Source organism: Pseudomonas sp. HP_01 (genome assembly GCF_055284355.1).
This window is the reverse complement of sequence record NZ_JBTOPV010000034.1, coordinates 75,826-97,562: the sequence shown is the minus strand read 5'-3', so window position 1 is coordinate 97,562 and position 21,737 is coordinate 75,826. Positions and strand designations below refer to the sequence as shown.

The 21,737-nt window shown below is 62.8% G+C and carries 17 protein-coding genes and 2 pseudogenes; 16 read left to right on the top strand and 3 right to left on the bottom strand.

Annotation, left to right across the window (positions count from 1 at the left end; translation table 11 throughout):
- Positions 1 to 9: 9 nt before the first annotated feature.
- Positions 10 to 231 carry a hypothetical protein gene (locus ACYAR8_RS17890; protein WP_463580582.1) on the bottom strand — a complete coding sequence of 74 codons (222 nt, stop codon included), beginning with the start codon at positions 229 to 231 and terminating at the stop codon, positions 10 to 12.
- 288 nt (positions 232 to 519) lie between these two features.
- Between ACYAR8_RS17890 and ACYAR8_RS17885 the strand changes: the two genes are divergently transcribed.
- Entirely contained in the window at positions 520 to 1,146 is a 627-nt protein-coding gene (locus tag ACYAR8_RS17885) for a TetR/AcrR family transcriptional regulator (RefSeq protein WP_074889543.1), read from the top strand.
- 142 nt (positions 1,147 to 1,288) lie between these two features.
- On the opposite strand, the gene ACYAR8_RS17880 is transcribed toward ACYAR8_RS17885, so the two are convergent.
- The gene (locus tag ACYAR8_RS17880; protein WP_463580581.1) at positions 1,289 to 4,030 is read right to left on the bottom strand and encodes a beta-glucosidase; all 2,742 of its coding nucleotides are present in this window, start codon (positions 4,028 to 4,030) and stop codon (positions 1,289 to 1,291) included.
- 469 nt (positions 4,031 to 4,499) lie between these two features.
- Between ACYAR8_RS17880 and ACYAR8_RS17875 the strand changes: the two genes are divergently transcribed.
- From ACYAR8_RS17875 to ACYAR8_RS17810, 14 genes and pseudogenes are all read left to right on the top strand, one after another.
- Complete coding sequence (locus tag ACYAR8_RS17875; protein ID WP_074889548.1) at positions 4,500 to 4,727, top strand: hypothetical protein; 228 nt, start codon at positions 4,500 to 4,502, stop codon at positions 4,725 to 4,727.
- A gap of 108 nt (positions 4,728 to 4,835) precedes the next feature.
- A complete protein-coding gene (gene gspE / locus ACYAR8_RS17870) occupies positions 4,836 to 6,554 on the top strand; it encodes a type II secretion system ATPase GspE (RefSeq protein ID WP_463580695.1) in 1,719 nt (572 codons plus the stop codon).
- Positions 6,555 to 6,556: 2 nt separating this feature from the next.
- Positions 6,557 to 7,759 (top strand): type II secretion system inner membrane protein GspF, encoded by a 1,203-nt coding sequence (gspF, locus tag ACYAR8_RS17865; protein WP_108119439.1) that lies wholly within the window; start codon positions 6,557 to 6,559, stop codon positions 7,757 to 7,759.
- A gap of 10 nt (positions 7,760 to 7,769) precedes the next feature.
- Complete coding sequence (gspG, locus tag ACYAR8_RS17860) at positions 7,770 to 8,195, top strand: type II secretion system major pseudopilin GspG (RefSeq protein WP_065989019.1); 426 nt, start codon at positions 7,770 to 7,772, stop codon at positions 8,193 to 8,195.
- A gap of 1 nt (position 8,196) precedes the next feature.
- Positions 8,197 to 8,634: a GspH/FimT family pseudopilin gene (locus ACYAR8_RS17855; protein WP_074889555.1), complete on the top strand. Its 438-nt coding sequence runs from the start codon at positions 8,197 to 8,199 to the stop codon at positions 8,632 to 8,634.
- Positions 8,631 to 8,999, top strand: coding sequence for a type II secretion system protein (locus tag ACYAR8_RS17850; RefSeq protein ID WP_463580580.1), 369 nt, complete (start codon positions 8,631 to 8,633; stop codon positions 8,997 to 8,999). Before ACYAR8_RS17855 ends, ACYAR8_RS17850 begins: the two co-directional genes overlap by 4 nt.
- The gene (locus ACYAR8_RS17845; RefSeq protein ID WP_463580579.1) at positions 8,996 to 9,607 is read left to right on the top strand and encodes a prepilin-type N-terminal cleavage/methylation domain-containing protein; all 612 of its coding nucleotides are present in this window, start codon (positions 8,996 to 8,998) and stop codon (positions 9,605 to 9,607) included. Before ACYAR8_RS17850 ends, ACYAR8_RS17845 begins: the two co-directional genes overlap by 4 nt.
- Complete coding sequence (locus ACYAR8_RS17840) at positions 9,604 to 10,332, top strand: type II secretion system minor pseudopilin GspK (protein ID WP_463580578.1); 729 nt, start codon at positions 9,604 to 9,606, stop codon at positions 10,330 to 10,332. The genes ACYAR8_RS17845 and ACYAR8_RS17840 overlap by 4 nt, the downstream gene beginning before the upstream one ends.
- Positions 10,329 to 11,360: a PilN domain-containing protein gene (locus tag ACYAR8_RS17835; RefSeq protein WP_463580577.1), complete on the top strand. Its 1,032-nt coding sequence runs from the start codon at positions 10,329 to 10,331 to the stop codon at positions 11,358 to 11,360. The genes ACYAR8_RS17840 and ACYAR8_RS17835 overlap by 4 nt, the downstream gene beginning before the upstream one ends.
- Positions 11,350 to 11,940 (top strand): annotated as a pseudogene (gene gspM, locus ACYAR8_RS17830) (type II secretion system protein GspM); the annotation flags it as partial. The gene ACYAR8_RS17835 and the pseudogene gspM, both read left to right, overlap by 11 nt.
- A gap of 134 nt (positions 11,941 to 12,074) precedes the next feature.
- Positions 12,075 to 12,590 carry a hypothetical protein gene (locus ACYAR8_RS17825; protein ID WP_463580576.1) on the top strand — a complete coding sequence of 172 codons (516 nt, stop codon included), beginning with the start codon at positions 12,075 to 12,077 and terminating at the stop codon, positions 12,588 to 12,590.
- Entirely contained in the window at positions 12,587 to 14,920 is a 2,334-nt protein-coding gene (gene gspD / locus ACYAR8_RS17820; RefSeq protein ID WP_463580575.1) for a type II secretion system secretin GspD, read from the top strand. The genes ACYAR8_RS17825 and gspD overlap by 4 nt, the downstream gene beginning before the upstream one ends.
- A 350-nt stretch (positions 14,921 to 15,270) precedes the next feature.
- Positions 15,271 to 16,269: an alpha/beta hydrolase gene (locus ACYAR8_RS17815; protein ID WP_463580574.1), complete on the top strand. Its 999-nt coding sequence runs from the start codon at positions 15,271 to 15,273 to the stop codon at positions 16,267 to 16,269.
- A 1,069-nt stretch (positions 16,270 to 17,338) separates the two neighbouring features.
- On the top strand, positions 17,339 to 18,151 hold the full coding sequence (locus ACYAR8_RS17810) for a DUF1206 domain-containing protein (RefSeq protein WP_074889574.1): 813 nt from the start codon (positions 17,339 to 17,341) through the stop codon (positions 18,149 to 18,151).
- Positions 18,152 to 18,159: 8 nt separating this feature from the next.
- Here the strand turns inward: ACYAR8_RS17810 and ACYAR8_RS17805 are convergent.
- Positions 18,160 to 19,062 (bottom strand): annotated as a pseudogene (locus ACYAR8_RS17805) (ATP-binding protein); the annotation flags it as partial.
- Positions 19,063 to 19,383: 321 nt separating this feature from the next.
- Here ACYAR8_RS17805 and nosR point away from each other — a divergent pair.
- Positions 19,384 to 20,763, top strand: a complete 1,380-nt coding sequence (nosR, locus tag ACYAR8_RS17800) for a response regulator c-di-GMP phosphodiesterase, NosR family (protein WP_463580573.1) — start codon at positions 19,384 to 19,386, stop codon at positions 20,761 to 20,763.
- Positions 20,764 to 21,737: the final 974 nt, after the last annotated feature.

Sequence of the window (21,737 nt, the reverse complement as noted above, 5' to 3'; positions counted from 1 at the left end):
CGGTCAGGGTCAATAAACCTGGGCGCGACTGGCTCTGCCGATCAGCCTGATCAATAACTGCAGCTTGGGGCCTGCGGTGGTCTCGCGTGCCACCTTGATCAAAAATTCCTGGGGAATGAGCCCGCCCGCTTCAGCCAGCGCTTCATAGATGGCAAACAGCCGCGACTCAATCTTCGTCTCCTGGGCGCATTCGATCAGATAGGCGATTCCTGGATTGGCACGTTCGTTCATAGTGGATCCTCCTTGTATGGCAGTTACTTCAAGGGAGAGACAAGCACGGCGGGAGTTCCCACTTTCTGGACAGGGCTCATCCGAACGGTGGCCCCGCCTGCCGGCAGTCCTGAATATCAGTTTTTGCTTGCCAAAACCCCGTTGCGCCCTTAAACAGGGCGTGCCGTTTCAGCACCCGCGACGAGTTGCCGCCCCAGCACTTCCGTTGCGTCTTCGCAATGCGGCCCTGCGCCAGGCCGGCCGAAACGCCCAGACACCTGCAAATCATGGAGACGCCAGGTAAACCCGATGACAGGAAATACGTCAGACACACTCCCCCGCACCCGTCGTGCACCCAAGGGTGAGAAGCGCCGCGAGGAACTGCTCGACGCCGCGCTGCAATTGTTTTCGCTGGAGGGCTACAGCGGTTCCTCCATTGCCCGCATCGCCGACCTCGTCGGCATCTCGGTGGCGGGCGTGCTGCACCACTTTCCGAACAAGGTCGCCCTGCTGATGGGTGTGCTCGCGCGCCGCGACGAGGTCAATCACAAGGTGATCAGCAGCTTGCACAGCGAGCCGACACTACAGGGCTTCGTCAGCGGCCTGCGGCAGATCAATCGTTCCAACGCGACGGCGCCCGGCGTGATTCGCGCGTTCAGCATGCTGAACGCCGAAAGCCTGGTGGACAGTCATCCGGGATGGGAGTGGTTTCAGTCCCGCTACCTGACGATTCACGGGCGCATGCGGGCACGGCTCGACCATCTGGTGGCCACCGGCGAAGTGCGTGGGGATCTGGATCTGGACGCGCTCATTCACCAGATACTGGCGATGATGGACGGGCTGCAGCTGCAGTGGCTGCGGTTCCCGGAGACAGTGGATCTGGTGGAGCGGTTCGACAGTTACATGGCGCAGGTCGAGCGCGATATCCGCGCATAAAAAATGAGGCGATCCGGGCTGGCCGGATCGCCTCATTCTCTGTCACTCAAGCTCAGAGTGTCACTCGGGTTCCGGGCTTGGCCAGCGCCGGGATCAGCTCCCGACGCCAGCCTGCTGCTCAGCCCTCTCCCGTTGCGATCAATCAGTACTCGGTGTTGCCGTCGTAGTCCGTGTTGCCATTGGCTGCGTCGGTGTCTTCGCTCTGATCAAGCACACCGCCGGTCTTCACCGCTGGCAGGGTCACTTTGACCGAGTTCAGCGCCGAACGTGGCAGCGGGTTGCTGGTGGTGGTCGACAGTTCCTGACGGAACGAGTTGACCAGCTTGGCATTCAGACGGATGTCGTCCGAGGCCGCGCCCAGGCTGATGTTGAAGGTGTCGGCATCAATCACCCACTGCTTGCTCGCCTCGTCGAAGTACGCCAGCGAACGGTCGTTGAGTTCGATGGTGACGTGACGGGTTTCGCCCGGCTGCAGGAAGACCTTCTTGTAGCCTTTCAGCTCTTTGACGGCGCGCTCGACGGTCGGGTTCTGCTGACCGACGTACAGCTCGGCGACTTCGGAACCGGCACGCTTGCCGCTGTTGGTCAGGTCGAACGAGACCTTGATCGGCGTGTTGCCCACTGCAACGCCCGGAGTGACCGTGATGTTGTTGTAGGTGAACTGGGTGTACGACAGGCCGTGACCGAACGCGAACAGCGGTTTGGTGTTGGTCTTGTCGTAGCCACGGTAGCCGAGCATGGTCAGGTCGTTGGCGTAGCTGATTTCCTTGACCTTGGTGCGGGTGTTATCGAAGTTCGGGAAATCCTTGTACAGCGGATTGTCTTCGATGTTGCGCTCGATACTGATCGGCAGCTTGCCCGACGGGTTGACCTTGCCGAACAGGATCTCGGCCAGGGCCTGACCACCGTTCTGACCCGGGTAGAACGCGTGCAGCGCAGCCGGAACCTGGTCGATCCAGTCGCTCATTTTCAGCGCGGTACCGCCGTGCATGGTCACCACGGTGTTCGGGTTGGCCTTGGCGATGTTCTGGATCAGCTCGTTCTGGTACTCAGGCAGATCGAAGCTGTGGTCGAAACCTTCACCTTCGTATTCAGCGCTGTTACCCACGGCAACCACGACCGCGTCGTATTGCGACAGGTCAGAAGGTGCGGTCAGCGAAGCGGTCGACATCTGCACGCCCACCAGGCCGCCCATGGTCGACAGGTAACCGTCACGGCGCGAGTACTCAAGCTTCACGTCGTAAGCCTTGCCGGCTTCCAGCTTGATCTTGCCGGAAACAGGGATGGTCGGCGGAATGCTCTTGTTGGTGATGTTCTCACCGTCGCCGTTGTCGATGACCTTCTCGCCGTTGACCCACAGACGCACAGCGCCGTCGGCACGGACTTTGAAGACCTGGTCGCCGCTGATGGTCGGGGTGACCTGACCGCTCCAGCGAATCGAGGTGTTGGCGGTGTCGCCATTGCTCGGCACGGTGTCGGTGGACCAGTCCAGATTGACATAGGTGTCGATCTGGGTGGCCGATGGATCGCCGGACCAGGTGGCGTTGTTGAAGTACTCGGTCTTCATGCCAGCGACGCTGTTGCCTTTGCTGTCGGTGGTGGTCCAGTGCATCGCTGTCGGGTCGAGGGACAGGGTGTCGAGGAACTCGACCTTGGCGCCCGGGGCGATCTGGCGCAGGCCGCTCAGTTCGCTGATGTAACGGGTAGCGTCAACGTGAGCACTGCCGAAACCGGTCGGCGGCGCGTACTTGGCCAGGTCGCCAACGACGGCGATGCGCTTGACCTTGTTCTTGTCCAGTGGCAGCACGTCGCCCTGGTTTTTCAGCAGCACGATGCCTTCGCGAGCGATGTTCAGAGCGACCTTGTTGCTGGTGGCGCTGTTCATGTTGTGCGTGGTCAGCGGTGCAAACTTGTCGAACTGGTACAGGTAGATGTTCTTCAGGATGCGGCGGACCTTGTCGTCGATGGTCGCCATGTCCAGCTCGCCGCTGTCCAAGTAAGGCTTGAGCACGCGGCTGTTCATCTGGCCGCCCATCATGTCCAGGTCGGTGCCGGCTTGTGCCGCTGGCAGACCGTGGACGACGGCGTTGTAGTCGCTCTGCACCAGACCCTTGAAGCCCCACTCCTTCTTCAGGATGTCGGCGATCAGGTGCTTGTTCTCGCAAGCGTATTCACCGTTCACTTTCTGGAACGAGCACATCATCATCGCTACGGCGCTGTTCTTGGTAGCAGATTCGAACGGCGGCAGAGTCATCTCGCGCAGGACGCGCTCAGGCATCACCTGATTGAGGATGAAGCGGTTGGTTTCCTGGTCGTTACCGGCGTAGTGCTTGGCTTCGGCCCAGACGCGACGCTGCTGGATACCGTTGATGACCGCAGGGCCAAGGCTGGCGCCCAGGAACGGATCTTCACCGGAGAGGTATTCGAACGCACGGCCGCTCCACGGCATGCGGTACAGGTTCATGCCTGGGCCGGTGACGAACTGGTAGCCGCCGCTGGCGGTGTCGTAACCGAGGGCGCGACCGAAATCGATGGCGCGGCGCGGGTTGAAGGTGGCTGCCAGGTTCGGGCCGGACGGATAGACCACGCCCGGATCGTTGCCTTCGCTGGTGTAACGGATGCCTGCGCCGCCGTCAGCGCCGTGGATCTGTGGCACGCCGTACTGGCTGAGCGGTTTGACGTCCCAGCCGCCGATGCCGCCGATGTAGGCCAGCTTTTCTTCCTGAGTCATCTTAGCCAGGGTTTTTTCTGCTGCTTTGTCAGCGCGCAGTTCCTTGGCCGCCAGTTGCTCTTGGGTCGTGGTGTCTGCTGCGTTGGCGTGGCAGATGGCCAGGCTCAACAGAGCCAGTGCCGAGTGGGCACCGAAAGATTTACGTTTTTGCATAGGTGACGCTCTCCAAGTATCGCCCGCGCTCTTTTGTCGCAGTTGACACGCCGCAGGCCTTTATTTCAGGCACTACTCAGCTTTTACCGAAGTTTCTCGAAAGAACATCGGCAAGCGGAAAGGGGCGTAACAACAACACGAAAAGTGTGGGCGATATAATCTTCTGTAACTAACGTTAATGGCGATGGGCCACCGAACTGCACGAGCATTGCCCGAGACCTTTAAATTAAGGCAATTGTTTTCAAGTGATGTCAAACAAAAAAATCAATCTTTAACGAACTCGACATTTTTTGATACATCCCCTGAACTCTTGCTAAACCTACAGGTCTGTAGGTTTAGCAATTTTCACGGATCGCCGCCAGAACCCCCGAAAATACTGGGGCTTAGCTCTAAGAAAGACGGCGAACCTGCGCTGAAGCCCAGCGTTGCGATCATTTCAAACATATGACAAACATTGGAGAAACATCACATGAAATTGCCAGTACTGGGCGCTATCGCCGCACTGACCCTGTCGTTTGCAACTGCAACAATGGCCGCTGATTCCGATACTCAGGAAACTGTTTCCGGCGCAGCAGATTCTACCGTCATGACCCAGACCCAAGATGCAAAAGCGGTGAAGAAAGCCACTAAGCAGAATCAGGCTGATGAAAACAAGCGTGGCCGTCCGACTGCTAAAACTTCATCTGCGACAAACTAACGCACTGTCGTTCAGTCGCGGTTAAGCAGCATACTGTTATATGCAATATTTTTTCACACCCCAGAGGTCTCGTCAGAGGCCTCTCTTATTTGAACCGGTGCTGTGTCCATTCATCCGTCTCCTATAGATAGCCAACAGCTCACCGCCCACTCGGCCGAAGCGCTGTGTGCCTGGCTGTTGGCCAATGCCGGGCTCAAGACAGGTGATCTGGAACGGGCGCAGCGACTGGCTCAGGAATCCGAAGGCAGTTCGCTGACTGAATTGCTGACTCGCCTGGGGCTGGTCTCGGAACTGGATCTGGCCCGGGCGTGGGCCTCGACACTGCAGGCGCCGCTGCTGCTGGCGGAAAACGTGACGCTGTCGGGCGAGCCTTTGCCGGAGTTGAGCGAACGCTTCCTGCGCCACTATCGCCTGCTGCCCATCGGCGCCCACGCCGATGGCGTGCACGTGCTGGCCGCCAACCCGGGCAATGCCTATGGGCTGGACGCCGTGGCCTACGCCTGCCAGGCGCCGGTGTACGTGTCGGTCGGCGCTGGCAGCGAGGTCGACGGGCTGATCGAGCGTTATTACGGCCAGGGCCGCTCAGCGATGGGCTCGCTGATCGAAACCCTTGACGACACCAGCGGCTCGCCGGAAGACATCGAGCATTTGAAAGACCTCGCCTCGGAAGCGCCGGTGATCCGGCTGGTCAACCTGATCCTGCAGCGGGCTGTCGAGCAACGCGCCTCGGACATTCATATAGAGCCCTTTGAAAGCCAGCTTAAAGTGCGCTATCGCATCGACGGCGTGCTCCACGAAGCCGAAGCACCGCCCTCCAGCTCTTCAGCCGCCATTATTTCGCGACTGAAGATCATGGCGCGGCTGGACATCGCCGAGCGTCGTCTGCCCCAGGACGGCCGCATCATGTTGCGCATCCAGGGTAAAGAGCTGGACCTGCGGGTGAGCACGGTGCCTACCAGCTTTGGTGAGTCGGTGGTGATGCGACTGCTGGATCGGCAGACCGTCAGCTTCGACTTCCCCAGCCTGGGCATGGACGGCGAACGCCTGCAGAACTTCCTCGACGTGCTGGAAAACCCCCACGGCATTCTGCTGGTCACCGGCCCCACCGGTTCCGGCAAAACCACCACGCTGTACACCGCGCTGTCACGGCTCAACACCGCCGAGCGCAAGATCATCACCGTGGAAGACCCGGTCGAGTATCAGCTTGAGGGCATCAACCAGATTCAGGTCAAGCCGTCCATTGGCCTGGATTTCGCCGGCGCCCTGCGCTCCATCGTCCGGCAAGACCCGGACGTCATCATGATCGGCGAGATGCGTGACCTGGAAACCTGCCGCATCGCCATTCAATCGTCCCTGACCGGTCACCTGGTGCTTTCGACCCTGCACACCAACAGTGCCGCCGCAAGTATCACCCGGCTGCTGGACATGGGCGTCGAAAGCTATCTCATCGCCTCTACCGTCAAAGGCATTCTGGCCCAGCGGCTGGTGCGCAGGCTCGATCCGCTCACGCGCATCGCCTTCGAAGCACCGCCGGAACTGGTCGCCGAGCACGGCCTGGACCGCTTCACCGATCAGCGTCCCATCATGCTTTATCGTCCGGCCAGCGAATTGCCCGGCGGCGGTTACCACGGCCGCAGCGCGATCACCGAACTGCTGGTGATGAACGAAGAACTGCGCGGCCTGCTGATGCGTCAGGCCGATGCCTCGACGCTGGAACAGGCCGCCCGCCGTGGTGGCCTGCGCACCTTATATGAAGAGGGTCTGCGCCAGGCCGTGGCCGGTGTGACGTCCCTTGAAGAGGTGCTGCGCGTTACGCGTGGCGACTGACCATGGCCCATTTCAAATACCGCGCACTGGATGCCGACGGCGTTGCCCAACAGGGCACCCTCGAAGCCGCCGATCAGAACGCGGCGACAGCCGTGCTGCACAAGCGCGGTCTGCTGCTGCTCAGTCTTGAGGCCAGCGCCAACAGCGGCCTGCGCGCAGCCATGCGCCGGGGTGCAATGAACGGCGCGGCGCTGGTGAGTTTCACCCAGCAACTGGCGACCCTGCTCGGTGCCGGCCAGCCGCTGGAACGCGCTTTGACCATCCTGCTCAAGCAGACCCACGAGCCCAAGCGCCAGGCGCTCCTAGAACGCATTCGCGAACAGGTCAAGGCCGGTAAACCCTTGAGCCAGGCGCTGGAAGAAGAACACGGCCAGTTTTCCAGCCTGTACATCAGCATGGTCCGCGCGGGTGAAGCCGGCGGCTCCCTGGAAAACACCCTGCGTCAACTCAGCGAGTACCTGGAACGCAGCCAGATGCTGCGCGGCGAAGTCATCAATGCGCTGATCTACCCGATCTTTCTGGTGGTCGGCGTGCTCGGCTCGCTGGCCCTGCTGCTGGCCTACGTGGTGCCACAGTTCGTGCCGATCTTTCGTGATCTTGGCGTGCCGATTCCCTTCATTACCCAGGCGATTCTGTGGCTGGGGGAATTCCTCAGCGCTTACGGATTGCTATTGCTCGGAGCGATCGTCGGCCTGATCTGGACCGTTGCCGTGTTGCGCCGCGATCCTCAGCGCCGCCAGCGGCATGACCGACGCCTGCTGTTTATCAAAGTCATCGGCCCGCTGTTGCAGCGGATCGAAGCCGCGCGTCTGGCGCGAACCCTCGGCACGCTGCTGAGCAACGGCGTCGCGCTGTTACAGGCGATGACCATCGTCCGTCAGGTCTGCGGCAACTACGCCCTGCGCGCCCAGGTCGAGCAAGCCACCGAGTGGGTCAAGGGTGGCGGCACGCTGGCCCAGGCCTTCGGCGAACAACCGCTGCTGCCGGAACTGGCCCTGCAGATGATTGAAGTCGGCGAGCAGGCCGGCAATCTCGACGGCATGCTGCTCAAAGTCGCCGACGTGTTCGACGTCGAGGCCAAGCGCGGCATCGACCGTCTGCTCGCCGCGCTGGTGCCGAGCCTGACCGTTGTCATGGCAGTGATGGTGGCGGTGATCATGCTCGCCATCATGCTGCCGCTGATGAGCCTTACCAGTAACATTTGAGGAAATACACATGTCCCGATTCAACGCTGCCCAAGGCCGTCGCCAGGGCGGTTTCACCCTGCTGGAAATGCTCGCGGTCATCGTGCTGCTGGGCATCGTCGCCACCATCGTCGTGCGTCAGGTCGGCGGCAACGTCGACAAGGGCAAATACGGCGCAGGCAAGGCGCAACTCGCCAGCCTCGGCATGAAAGTCGAAAGCTACGGCCTGGACGTCGGCACGCCGCCGGCCAATCTGCAGCAACTGGTGACCAAGCCGGCCAACGCCACCGGCTGGGCCGGCCCGTACGCCAAGCCTTCGGACCTGAAAGACCCGTTCGGCCATGCGTTCGGCTACCGCTACCCGGGCGAGCACGGCAGCTTCGACCTGATCTTCTTCGGTCAGGACGGTCAGCCTGGCGGTGACGGCTACAAGGCCGACATCGGCAACTGGGAATAATATGCACGCCCTGCCCCGCGCCCGCGGCTTCACCCTGTTCGAATTGCTGGTGGTGATCGTTCTGATCGGCATCAGTGTCGGCCTGGTGAGCTTTGGCGTGGGTCGGGGTTTGCACGCGGCCAGTGAACGTCGCGCGTTGAGCGAAGTGGTGCAGTCCCTGCGCGCGGCGCGGGTGCAGGCGATCGTCAGCGGGCAACCGGCGCAGACGCGCTTTGACCTGCGCAACGGGCGCCTTCAGGGCCCCCACCTCAAGCCGGTGCAACTGCCCACCGATATGCGCGTGCAATTGCAGACCGCCGACGGCCTGGGCCCGGCGTTCGAGTTCTACCCGGACGGCGGTTCCAGCGGCGGCCATCTGCTGCTGGCCCGGGGCGACAAACACTGGCGCGTGGATATCAACTGGCTGACCGGCAACGTTCAGTTGCGCACGCTCAATTGACGCGTCAGCGCGGTTTTACATTGCTGGAAATGCTCGCTGCCCTGGCGGTGCTGGCGGTGTGCAGCAGCGTGCTGGTGGTGGCGTTCGGGCAGAGCGCGCGGGCCTTGCAGCAGGCCCAGCGCAGTGATCGGCTGAGCCTGGCCGCGCGTTCGTTGATGGATGAAGCCAGCGCCGGTCGCTTGCAGCCGGGTCGGACCGAAGGCAAGTGGAGCGGCGTGACCTGGCAGATGGAGGTCAGCGCGCTGCCCCGCGGCAACGCGCCGGCGACCGCCTGGCGGTTGGACCTTGAGGTCAGCGACGGCGCCCGCCGCGCCCGTTACAGCACCCTGCAAGTGCGCAGCGTCGGTTCTGGAGCCGGGCAATGAAGCGCAGTGCTCGGGGTTTTACCCTGCTCGAAGTGTTGGTCGTATTGAGCCTGCTCGGCGTGCTGCTGACCATGGTTGGCGCGGCCATCACCGGGGCCAACCGCGCCATGGCCAAGGCCGAGCGTTACAGCACGCGGCTCGATGAAATACGTTCGACACAGAATTTCTTGCGCAACGCCATCGGCCAGTCGCTGCCACTGGCGGCCGGAGGATCCGAGCCCGGCCAGGCACCGGTGTTCGAGGGCGACGCCCAGGCCATGAGCTTTTATGCGCCGCTGCCCGCCACATTGGGCGGCGGTTTGTACCGGCACAGCGTGACGCTGGCAGCCGGTCAGCGTTTACAGGTCAGCCTGGAGCGCCTGCGCGGTCAGACGTTGTTGCCGGCCGAAGAGCCCCAGGTGCTGTTGCATGACGTGCGCTCGCTGCAACTGAGTTATCGCGGCGTGACGCCCACCGGTGAATCCACGGCGTGGCTCGACCACTGGCCCTGGCCAGGACGCCTGCCGATCAGCGTGCGCATCGACGCGCAACTGGCCGGTCCTGTGCCCTGGCCGTTACAGAGCATCAATCTGCGCCTGGACCTGTCCGGCGAGGCGCACACGTTATGAACGGCCGTCGGCAAACAGGCGTGGCATTGCTGCTGGTGTTGTGGGTGCTGGCGCTGCTGAGTACCCTGCTGGCCGGTTTGCTCGGCTGGGTGCATTTGCAGAACCGCCAGGCGCTGTGGCAACGCCAGCACACCCAAGGTGTACTCGCAGCGGAAGCCGGGATCGGCATGGCGGTGCTGGCGCAGCTGGACCGCGACCCGGTACGCCACTGGAAAGCCGACGGTCAGCCCCACGGGTTGCGCTTCGATCAGGCCGCCCTGGCGGTGAGTCTGGGCAGCGAGACCGGCAAGCTCGACCTTAACGCAGCGCCAGCCGAATCCTTCACCCGCCTGCTGGTGGCGTGCGGTGCGAATCCGGACATGGCCCGGCAAGTGGCCCAAGGCCTGGAGCAGCGTCGCGGCGGTGGTCGGGCACCGCTGCGGATGGTCGAGGAAGTGCGCGAGCTGCCGGGCATCGGCCAGCCGCTGTATCAGTGCGCCAGCCCGCACGTGACGTTATGGAGCGGCCTGGCCGCGCCCGATCCGCGCATGGCGTCGCCCTGGCTGCGGCAAGCGCTGGGTCTGCCGCAAGCGGGCCCCGCGACAGAAGACGCAGGACCGGTCATCAATATTCGAAGCCAGGCGACATTGCCCGGCGGTTACACCACGACGCTCAACGTCACGTTGTTATTGAACCCATCGAAGGAGGGAGCGCGACCGTATCGCGTTCTGCGTTGGCAAGAATGAAGCAATCACTTTTACAGCAGCTGGCGCCCTTGCAGGCCCGGGTTCGCAGCCAGTGGCGCGACAGCCCGGCGCAGCATCTGTGGCAGGCCTGGCTGGACGAGTTGCAGGCGCTGCTGCCCGCCGGCGTCCGCGCACGGCTGATGCCCCAGGTGCGCGAGCGGCTGATCGACTGGCCGCTGCCCGAGCACATTGCACACGAGACCGGCGAGCGGCTGATCCTGATGCTCCCCGCCGGCATGGTGCTGGCCCAGCCGCTGCAACTGCCGCTGGCAGCGCTGCGCGATCTGCACAGCGTGGTCGGTTTCGAACTGGACAAGTACACGCCTTACCCCCGCGAGCAGATGCATTACGTCGCGCGCGTCACCGCCAAGGGTAAAACCCTCGCGCAGGTGCTGCTGGTGGCGGTGCTGCGCGAGCGTTTGCAGCCGATCATCGACACTTGCAAAGAACGCGGCCTGTCGTTGTATGCCGTGGATGCGCGCAACGGGAAAGGCGACCGGCTGAATGTCGATCTGCTGCCCGCCGAGCTGAAGCCGGCCGTTGCAGGTTCCGCAAGCTTGCCGCGTTTCCTCGCCGTGGTCTGCGGCGCCTTGCTGCTGACCTGCATGGTGCTCTGGCTGGACGCACGCACGGCCCAGGTCGAAGCGATGCAACAGCACGTCGACGAGCAACGCAGCCAGGTGCAAGCCGTGCAGAACCTGCGCCGCGAATTGATCAATACCCAAGGCGCCGCGCGCTATCTGGCCCAGCAAAAGGCCGCGCAGCCGACCACTGCCAGTGTGCTCGCCGACCTCACCGGCTGCCTGGGCGCCGACACCTGGGTCGAGCAGCTGGAAATCGCTGACGGCGGCAGTGTCTCGATCACCGGCCAGAGCGCCAAGGCCAGCGCCCTCATCAGCCGCATGAAAGACTGCCGCAGCCTCACCGACGCGCAGTTCCAGGGGATCATTCAGCCCGATGCGCAGACCGGCAAGGAGCGCTTTTCCCTGCGCGCCCAGTTGCGCAAGGAGACTGCCGATGCGCCGTGAACTGACCCCACGTGAACGTCGCGGCGCCGCGCTCATCGCTCTGGCCCTGGTGCTGTGGGCGGCGTGGTGGCTGCTGGTGCAAAGCTGGTTTCTCGACCCGTTGAGCGACCTGCAGGAACAGGCAGACACCTTACGCCAACAGGAACAACGCTATGCCGGTGCGCTCGCTCAGCGCGACAGCCTTGAGCAGCAGTTGCAGGCCGCCCGCCGCGACCCATCGAGCCGCAGCAGCCTGTTGCCCGGCGAAGACCCGAGCGCCGTGGCGGCCGATCTGATGCAACGCAGTCTCGATCTGGTCAAGGCCCACGCCGATCAGGGCCCCGGTTGCCAGGTCACCCAGCGCATGCCGATCACCCCCGAGCGCGACAGTGCCGAGCCGTACCGGCAGGTCAAGGTCAGCCTGACTCTGGACTGCGCCATGGAGCCGCTGGTGGGTTTGCTGCACGAGCTGGAATACGGCCAGCCGTTTCTGTTTGTCGACAACCTGAGCATTCGCCGCGCCACCTCGGCGCCTGCCAGCGGTGGCGCCGGACGCCTGCAAGTGCATCTGCTGTTACGCGGTTATTTGCAACAGGCCACGCCGCACAAGGCGCAGCCGTCCAAAGCCCCCGCCGCCGGGCCCGAGACCGAATCCCGGCAGCAGCCTGATCCCGCTGAGCAAGCCGATCTCGATGATCAACCCCAACCACTGACACCGTCCGAGGAGCCTGACGCATGAAGTTCGACTCCCTTACCCTCGCGCTCGGCGCTGTCACGGTCGCCCTCGCCGCCGTTGCCGTCAGCCTGAGCATGGGCGCCGGTCAGGAGATCGACTGGTTGCCGGCCGGCGAAGCCCGTGAAACCGCACCTACCGCAGGGCCTGCGGCATTGCCCTCCCTACCGGCTCAAGCGCTCACGCTGACCTGGCAGCAGTCGATGTTCAGCCCCGACCGCAAGCCTGATCTGGTCACCGGCAAATCCCAGGCCTCGTCCCTGGATGGCATCAGCCTGAGCGCCGTGATCATCGACGGCGCTTCGCGCTGGGTGCTCCTGCAACTGCCACAGAAGCGCCGTCTCAAGCTGGCCGTCGGCAGCACGCTGGACAATGGCTGGACCCTGGATTCGGTCACGCCGCAAAACGCCACTTTCAGCCATCAGGGCCAGACCCGCGAACTGCGCCTGCCCCTGCTGCGCCTTCCGCCGCCGTCGAAAGTCCCCCCTATTACTCTTCCAAACGTACCCACACCATGAACAGTCGCACCCCTGAGTTTTCTCGTCTGCGCAGCCCCTTGTTGTGCCTAGCCACCGCCGTGGCCCTGGCCGGATGCGCGTCCACCCCGGAACGTTTCGAAAACGATCCGGCCCTGATGCAGGAAGCACTCAATGGCACCGGCTCGCAGCGAGGCCCGGTCAGCGATCCGGTCGAAACGCCGAGCCCGAACAACCCCGGCGCCCGGCCTGCTCCGGCGCGCCAGCAGATCATTCGTGGCAACCAGACGTTTGTGCGCGGTGCGGGCCCGGCCCAGACCGGCGCGGGGGGGAAAGGCGCGTCGGCAGCGGCGGGTGACATCACGTTCAACTTCGCCAACCAGCCCATCGAAGCGGTGATCAACACCGTTCTCGGCGATTTTCTGCACGAGAACTACAGCATCAATCAGGGTGTGAAAGGCGACGTCAGCTTCTCCACCTCGCAACCGGTGAACAAGCAGCAGGCGCTGTCGATTCTCGAGACGCTGCTGTCGTGGACCGACAACGCGATGATCCGCCAGGGCGACCGCTACGTGATCCTCCCGGCCAACCAGGCCGTCGCGGGCAAACTGGTGCCGGAAATGCCGGTTGCGCGACCGTCCACCGGGTTGTCGGCGCGACTGTTCCCGCTGCACTTTATCTCGGCCACCGAGATGCAGAAGCTGCTCAAGCCTTTTGCCCGTGACAACGCATTCTTGCTGGTCGATCCGGCGCGCAACGTGTTGAGCCTCGCCGGTACGCCGGATGAACTGGCCAACTACCAGGACACCATCGACACCTTCGACGTCGACTGGCTCAAGGGCATGTCTATCGCCGTGTATGGCCTGCAGCGCGCCAGCGTCAGCGAGCTGATGCCCGAGCTGCAGAAGATGTTCGGCCCGGACAGCGGCATGCCGTTGGCCGGCATGGTCAAGTTTCTGCCCATCGAGCGGACCAATTCGGTGGTGGCGATTTCCTCGCAGCCCCGTTACCTGAGCGAAGTCGGTGACTGGATTCACACCATCGACGAAGGCGGCGGCAACGAACCGCAGATGTACGTCTACGACGTGCGCAACATGAAAGCCTCGGACCTGGCCAAATACCTGCGGCAGATCTACGGCAACGGCCAGATCAAGGATGACAGCGCGGCCAAGGTCGCGCCGGGCCTGCGCACCCGCTCGCTGTCATCGCTGAACGGCAGTGGCACCGGCAGCAGCGGCGGCTTGAGCGGCAGTGGTCAGGGCCTGAGCGGCAGCTCCGGGATGGGCGGCGGCCTGGGCTCGGGCATGGGTGGCGCCAATGGCGGTTTGCAGAACGGCACTCAGCAAGGTGAGGAAGAGCAGGACGGTGAAACCTCCGAAGACAGCGCCGACAGCAGCGGACAGAGCGACAGTTCGGACGCCGCATCGAGTGGCTCGGGGGCCAGCAAGCGTCTGGACGACAGCACGCGCATCACCGCGCAGCAGAGCAGTAACCAACTGCTGATCCGCACGCGGCCGGCCCAGTGGGCGGAGATCGAGTCGGCCATAAAGCGACTGGATAACGCGCCGATGCAGGTGCAGATCGAGACGCGAATTCTGGAAGTGAATCTGACCGGCGAGCTGGACCTCGGCGTGCAATGGTACCTCGGCCGGCTGGCCGGCAATTCCACCAGCACTACCGTGGCGAACACCCCTGGCAGTCAGGGCGCTCTGGGCGGTGGCGGCGCAAGCCTTGGTGCCGAGTCGCTGTTTTATTCGTTTGTCAGCAACAACCTGCAGGTCGCCCTTCACGCCCTGGAAACCAGCGGCCGCACGCAGGTGCTGTCGGCGCCGTCGCTGGTGGTGATGAACAACCAGCAGGCGCAGATTCAGGTCGGCGACAACATCCCGATCAGCCAGACCACGGTCAACACTTCGGCCACCACCGCCACCCTGAGCAGCGTTGAATACGTGCAGACCGGGGTCATCCTCGACGTCACGCCGCGCATCAATCCGGGCGGTCTGGTGTACATGGACATTCAGCAGCAGGTCAGTGACGCCAACGACAACGCCACAGACGCCAACGGCAACCCGCGGATCTCGACGCGTTCCGTCTCAACCCAAGTGGCGGTGCAAAGTGGCCAGACGGTGTTGCTGGGCGGCCTGATCAAACAGGACAACGCCGACACCGTGTCCGCCGTGCCGTATCTGGGCAGCATCCCGGGTTTGCGCTGGCTGTTCGGCAACACCGTCAAGAGCAAGAAACGCACCGAACTGGTCGTGCTGATCACCCCACGGGTCATCACCAGCAACAGCCAGGCGCGGCAAGTGACCGATGACTATCGCCAGCAGTTGCAGTTGATCAAGCCGACGCCGCCGATGAGCAACCGTTAAGTCGGCTGTTTGATCGTTCCCGCGCCCCGCGTGGGAATGCCGCCCCGGACGCTCCGCGTCCCCAGATCTCACTCGGTAACGGGATTGCGGGCAAGAAGACGCGGAGCGTCTCGGGATGCATACCCACGCAGAGCGTGGGCACGATCAGATCGTGTGTGTTACCGGGGTCATTGCAGGAGCGCGCTGGCCCGCGAAAGCATCGTGCCTGCGACGACTCGATTGCCTGACACACCGCCTTCGCGGGCAAGCGCGCTCCTACAGGTGCGTGGCGGGCGTCAACCTGTTGTGGTCACGGGATTGAAACTCTCGGCCTTGGGCGAAGACCAAGTCAGTACCCATGACTGGCGGGTATGAGCCCGAGAGAGCGCACGCAATTGGACAGCAACCACGGTTTGCATTTTGACGAGGACGAACTGGCGCAGGCGCGACGGTTCAACAAGAAACTGGCCTGGCTGCCGCGGTTTCGTATCCGCAACCGCTTCACGCCCCTTTTGATTCAGTCGCTGCTGCGCGTTGGCCAGCTTAATGGCGCGGCCAAGTTGGCACGGTATGGCCTGCACGCTGAAAGCACCACGGCGAGTGTCGACGGTCATCGCGTGCCGGTGCGGATCATCCGGCCCAGGGGCAAGGCCAATGGTGTGGTGCTGGACATTCATGGCGGCGGCTGGGTGATCGGCAACGCGCAGATGAACGACGACCTCAACATGGCCATGGTGCGGGCGTGCGATGTGGCGGTGGTCTCGGTTGACTACCGGCTCGCCGGTTCTACGCCGGTGGAAGGGCTGATGGAGGATTGCCTGATCGCGGCGCGCTGGTTGCTGGGTGACGGTTGCCCGGAATTCGCCGGGCTGCCGGTGATCGTCGTCGGCGAATCCGCCGGCGCGCATCTTGCCGGGGCGACGCTGTTGCAGCTCAAGGCCTGGCCCGAGCTGTTCAAGCGGGTGTGCGGCGCCCTGCTCTATTACGGCGTTTACGACCTGACCGGCACGCCGAGCGTGCGCACGGCAGGCCCCGACACCCTGGTGCTGGACGGCCCTGGGATGGTCGACGCCCTGCGCATGCTGACGCCCGACATCAGCGAAGCGCAGCGTCAGGCGCCGCCGCTGTCGCCGCTGTATGGCGATTTCACAGGCTTCCCGCCCGCGTTGATGTGGGTCGGTGAACTGGACCCGCTGCGGGACGACACCCTGCAACTGGCCGATCGCTGGGCGAAAAACGCCGGTGTCGAAGTGCATCTGTTGCCGGAAGCGCCCCATGGCTTCATCCATTTCCCCACCATGATGGCGGACCGCGTGCTGGAGCACAGCCGCGCCTGGGTTCGTCAGCGCATTCAATCTGCGGCGGATTGACCGCGTGGGTTTTAGTGGGACCGGCTTTAGCCGGGAAGGCGCTGGCAGCCATACCGCATAATGATCGTCCCCACGCTCCGCGTGGGGATGCCGCCCGGGACGCTCCGCGTCCATCGCTTCGACGCGGAGCGTCGGCGGATGCATTACCACGCGGAGCGTGGGAACGATCACGGTGTATGCACCGGCCTCTTCCCGGCTGAAGCCGGTCCCACTGAAAGCATCGCGTGCATTCAGTGGAATCTGGCCGTGACGCGGACCTGTGGGACCGGGTTCAGCCGGGAAGGCTTCAGCAGCCACACCGCATAATGATCGTCCCCACGCTCCGCGTGGGGATGCCGCCCCGGACGCTCCGCGTCCATCGCCTTGACGCGGAGCGTCGGCGGATGCATTACCACGCGGAGCGTGGGAACGATCACGGTGTATGCACCGGCCTGTTCCCGGCTGAAGCCGGTCCCACTAAAAGCATCGCGTGCATTCAGTTAAATCTGGCCGTAGCGCGGACCTGTGGGACCGGCTTTAGCCGGGAAAGCGTCATCAGCCATACCGCCTAATGATCGTCCCCACGCTCCGCGTGGGGATGCCGCCCCGGACGCTCCGCGTCCATCGCTTTGACGCCGAGCGTCGGCGGATGCATTACCACGCGGAGCGTGGGAACGATCACGGTGTATGCACCGGCCTCTTCCCGGCTGAAGCCGGTCCCACTAAAAGCATCGCGTGCATTCAGTTAAATCTGGCCGTAGCTCGGACCTGTGGGACCGGCTTTAGCCGGGAAAGCGTCAGCAGCCATACCGCCTAATGATCGTCCCCACGCTCCGCGTGGGGATGCCGCCCCGGACGCTCCGCGTCCATCGCTTTGACGCCGAGCGTCGGCGAATGCATTACCACGCGGAGCGTGGGAACGATCACGGTGTATGCACCGGCCTCTTCCCGGCTGAAGCCGGTCCCACTGAAAAGCGTCGCGTGCAGCGGTTGGGATTCCCGGTGGTGCCGGTCCTGCAAAAAGCAACCCGATCGAACCCCTCGCGCGCTCCCGGGTCTGCTGATCTATTGCTTAACCGGAGAACCTTCGATGTCGCCGCACCACACCCTTGTCCTGCTCGCCCGATCGGGTTACGCCGCCCGCGGCGTTCTGTACCTGATCATCGGCATTTTTGCCCTGCTCGCCGCCCGCGATTCATCCCGCCCCAAAGACAGTCACAGCAGCCTCGAGGCCCTGTTCAGCCAGCCGTTCGGCCACTTTCTGGTCGGGCTGGTGGTCGCCGGTCTGCTGGCGTTCGCCGCCTGGCGGGTGTTGCAAGCCACCCGCGATGTTGACCATCACGGCACCGAACTCAAGGGGCTGGTCATTCGCGGCGGGTTGCTCGCGGGCGGGCTGGTCAACGGTGCGCTGGCGTTCTTTGCCCTGGGCCTGCTGATCGACGGCCTGCGCAGTTCCGGCGGTGGCGGCGGTCAGACCCAAGACCTGCTCGCCACCCTGCTGTCGTGGAAATACTCCAATCTGGTGGTCTACCTGGTCGCACTGGTGCCACTGGGCGTCGGCATCGCGCATTTCTTCAAAGGCTGGAAAGCCTCGTTCGAGAAGTATTTCGAGGCCGACGAGGACGTCATGAGATACGTGACCCCCGTGTCCCGCTTCGGCTTGATCGCGCGCGGGGTGGCGTTCGTTGAAATAAGCGTGCTGCTGGCCATCAGTGGTTCGAGCTATCAGGCAATGCATCCGCCCGGGTTGAAAGATGCGCTCAACGCGCTGCAAAACCTGCCGGCCGGTGGCGTGGTGTTGATGGTCATGGCGCTGGGTCTGATCGCGTTTTCGGTGTACAGCTTTGCCGAAGCCGCCTGGCGACGGATCAACATGGACGTGCCCGGCATGTCCCACGCCTAGGTCTCAATTCACAGCGCCCGTTCAGGGCGCTGCTGGCGAACCGGCAGTTCGATGCGAAAGGTGGTGCCAACCCCTTCCAGGCTACGCACGCTGATCGTGCCGCCATGCTTTTGCACAATCCCGTAGGACAACGACAGCCCCAGCCCCGTCCCCTGGCCCACCGGTTTGGTGGTGAAGAACGGGTCGAAAATCTTCGGCAGCACCTCCGGCGCAATGCCTGTCCCGGTGTCGCTGATCTCCAGCCACACGCTGTCCCCCTGCACGCCGTTGCGCAGCGTAATGGTGCCGCGGTCCGGGCCGATGGCCTGGGCGGCATTCACCACCAGATTCATGATCACCTGATTAAGCTGCGCCGGCAGGCATTCGATGTCCGGCAATGGCACATAGTGCTTGACGATGTCGGCCTTGTACTTGACCGCGTTGGCGGCGATGTTCAGCGTCGAATCAATACCGCGTTGCAGGCTCGCCCACTGCCACTGAGGGTTGGTGTCGGCCCGGGAGAACTCTCTGAGGTCCTTGATGATTTGCGCAGCGCGGGCCACGCCGTCCCGGGATTCCTGAATCAGCAACGGGACTTCCGCCTCGATGAAGGCCAGGTCCAGACGCGTTTTCACGCCTTCCAGCACCTCAAGACATTCAGGCGACCCCAACTGATGCTCGGCGGCTTTGTAGGCCTCGAGCACTTCCTGGATCTTGCCGAAATAGACCGCCAGCGTGCCCAGGTTCGACGAGATGAAACCAATGGGGTTGTTGATCTCGTGGGCGATGCCTGCGGCCATCTGCCCCAGCGAGGCCAGCTTTTCAGCGCCGATCAACTGGCTTTCCAGCTGCTTGCGCTCGTCGATCTCGACCTGTAACGCGTGACTGGCCTGTTTGAACGCCCGGGTGCGCTCCTCGACGCGGCGCTCCAGGCTTTCGTTGGCGGCCTGCAGGTCCTCGTTGACCCGGTTGATCACCTGATAGCTGTGCAGCAGCCAGCGACCCAGCAGCATCAGCAGGCAGACGGAAATGATCGAGAATATCTGCAGGAGCAACATGATCGACCGAGTGCCTCACTCCATGGACTTATGCCTTTGTGTCGGCGCGCCGAAGGTGAAGTTGAGGGGGCGATTTATATTGCTCGAACCACGCGAGTTCTTGCCAAACCTCAACTAATCTTGCGGCATCCAGCCGTCCGTGTCGGTCCACAAGACGGGACACGGGCACGATGTCGGTACGAGTGAGGGTCAATCATGGAAGCCTCAGCCAGTGTTTCGGTGCAGTCACGCCCCACCCTCCTCTTGGTGGACGACGAAGAATCGATTCTGAACAGCCTGCGCCGCCTGCTTCGCGAGCAACCCTACGACGTGTTGCTGGCCACCAGTGGCGAACAGGCCCTGAAGATCATGGCCGAACAACCGGTCGACCTGATCGTCAGCGACGCGCGCATGCCGGGCATGGACGGCGCGGCGCTGCTGGCGCGCGTCTACAACCTGTACCCGGACACCACGCGCATCCTGCTGACCGGTTACGTCGACCTCGAAACCATCGTCAAAGCCATCAACCAGGGCCATGTGCATCGCTACATCGCCAAACCCTGGACCGACGAAGAACTGGTGCTGACCCTGCGCCAGTCCCTGGCGTTCCAGTTTTCCGAGCGTGAAAGACAGCGCCTCGAGCAGCTCACCCAGCGGCAGAACGACGAGCTGAAAAGCCTCAACGCCACCCTCGAAAAACGCGTGCTGGCGCGCACCGCCGAGTTGCAGCAGACCGCCGACATGCTCGACCTGGCCTACGAAGAGCTCAAGCACAGCTACGCCACCGGTACCGAAGTGTTTTCGATGCTGGTCAATCAGCGCCTGCCCGCGGACAAGCAGACCAACCGCGAAGTCATCGACCTGATCAATGCATGCAGCAACCACCTCAATCTGGACGAGTCCACGCGCCGCGACCTGTGCATGGCCGCCGCGCTGTACAACATCGGCAAACTGGGCTGGAGCGACGCGTTGATCAACATCCCGTCGGACATGGTCAGCCATGCCGACCGCGACACCTGGCGCAGTTACCCACAGCAGAGCGAATCGTTGCTGATGACCCTCGAACCGATTCAGGACGCAGCCAGCCTGATCCTGCACCATCAGGAACGCTGGGACGGCAGCGGCTTTCCCGCGCATCTCAAGGGTGAAGCAATCCCCTACGGCGCACGGCTGCTCAAGCTGGCCGTGGACTTCATCGAACTGCAGCGCGGGCTGATTCTGGAACGGCACCTGAGCAGCGGCGAGGCCTTGCTGTTCATCCGCCGCTACGCCGGCAAGCTTTACGACCCCGGCTTGATCGAGGACTTCGCCAAGGCCTGCGCCGCGTACCTGGACGACGCGGTGCTCAACGACCCTACCGTCAAGGCCGTCACCACCCGAGAGCTGGTGCCGGGCATGACGCTGGTGCGCAACTTGAATGCGGACAACGGCATGCTGCTGCTCAATGCGGGCAAAGTGGTCAACGCCGCGCTGATCGAAAAACTGGCGGCCTTCGAAGCCATCGACAACAAGGCCCACTACAGCATTTTCGTGCGCCTGCCCGAACACGTCCCCGGTTCAGAGCCGCCGAAGAACCACTGGACTCAGGTCGGGTGACGCCCCGGTACGGATCACCGCGTCAAAGCCCTCGGCGGGTCTGAAACGAAGATGTCGGCTGACACCACGCATTCGCGGGCAAGCGCGCTCCCACAATGGACCGCGGCAACGCACGTAATCGTCGGCGCACACAATATCTGTAGCAACCAGCTTGCTGCGGGCTCCGGCGAAGAGCAGCGTGTTCATCCAGTCCGTTCCACCACAGATTCCATGCAGCGAGGGACTGGCGGTGGAACACCATTGTAGGACCGGCTTTAGCCGGGAAGGCGTTGGTTGTTACGCCACAACACTGATGGCGAGCGGAAGTCTGTGGGAGCCGGCTTGCTGGCGAACCCGGGGGGGTTGAAACGAAGATGTCGGCTGACACAACGCATTCGCGGGCAAGCGCGCTCCTACAGTGGATCTCGACAACGCACGTAATCGCGCTGCGAAATTTTGGGTGAATGCACTGGCCTCTTCCCGGCTGAAGCCGGTCCTAGCCTGCTTCATGTTCAGCTGCGATTAAGTATGCGGGCGCTAACGTTAAGGGAGCGGCCATGAAAGAGCGCGGACCCGCCCTTTGTAAACGCAGGCCTTTGCGAACACATTCGCGAAATCCCGATAGGTAGACGACCTTGAAAAATACACATCCATTGGAAGCAGAGGGTAATTGCTGCGTGCGTCACTACATATTAATGGAGGACTTAGTGTTGTTCCCGGCATGGACGGTGTTGAATCCGCTCAAACTTGAATAAACAGCTTATTGAACAGATGCTGTCTGCCATCGAAATAACAGCGGCCCCACTGTTGATAAACAGGCTTAAATATGAACCGCACGAACAATTGTCACAACAAGCTGGTACGCCCGAGATCATTGACCCTGACAGCAAAATTCCAAGACAGAATACCTACACTCCACACACATTATTTTCATATTTGAGCGACTAACCTGCGATTCAATGATCCGCCAGAACATGTTTAAGCGACGCTCTTGA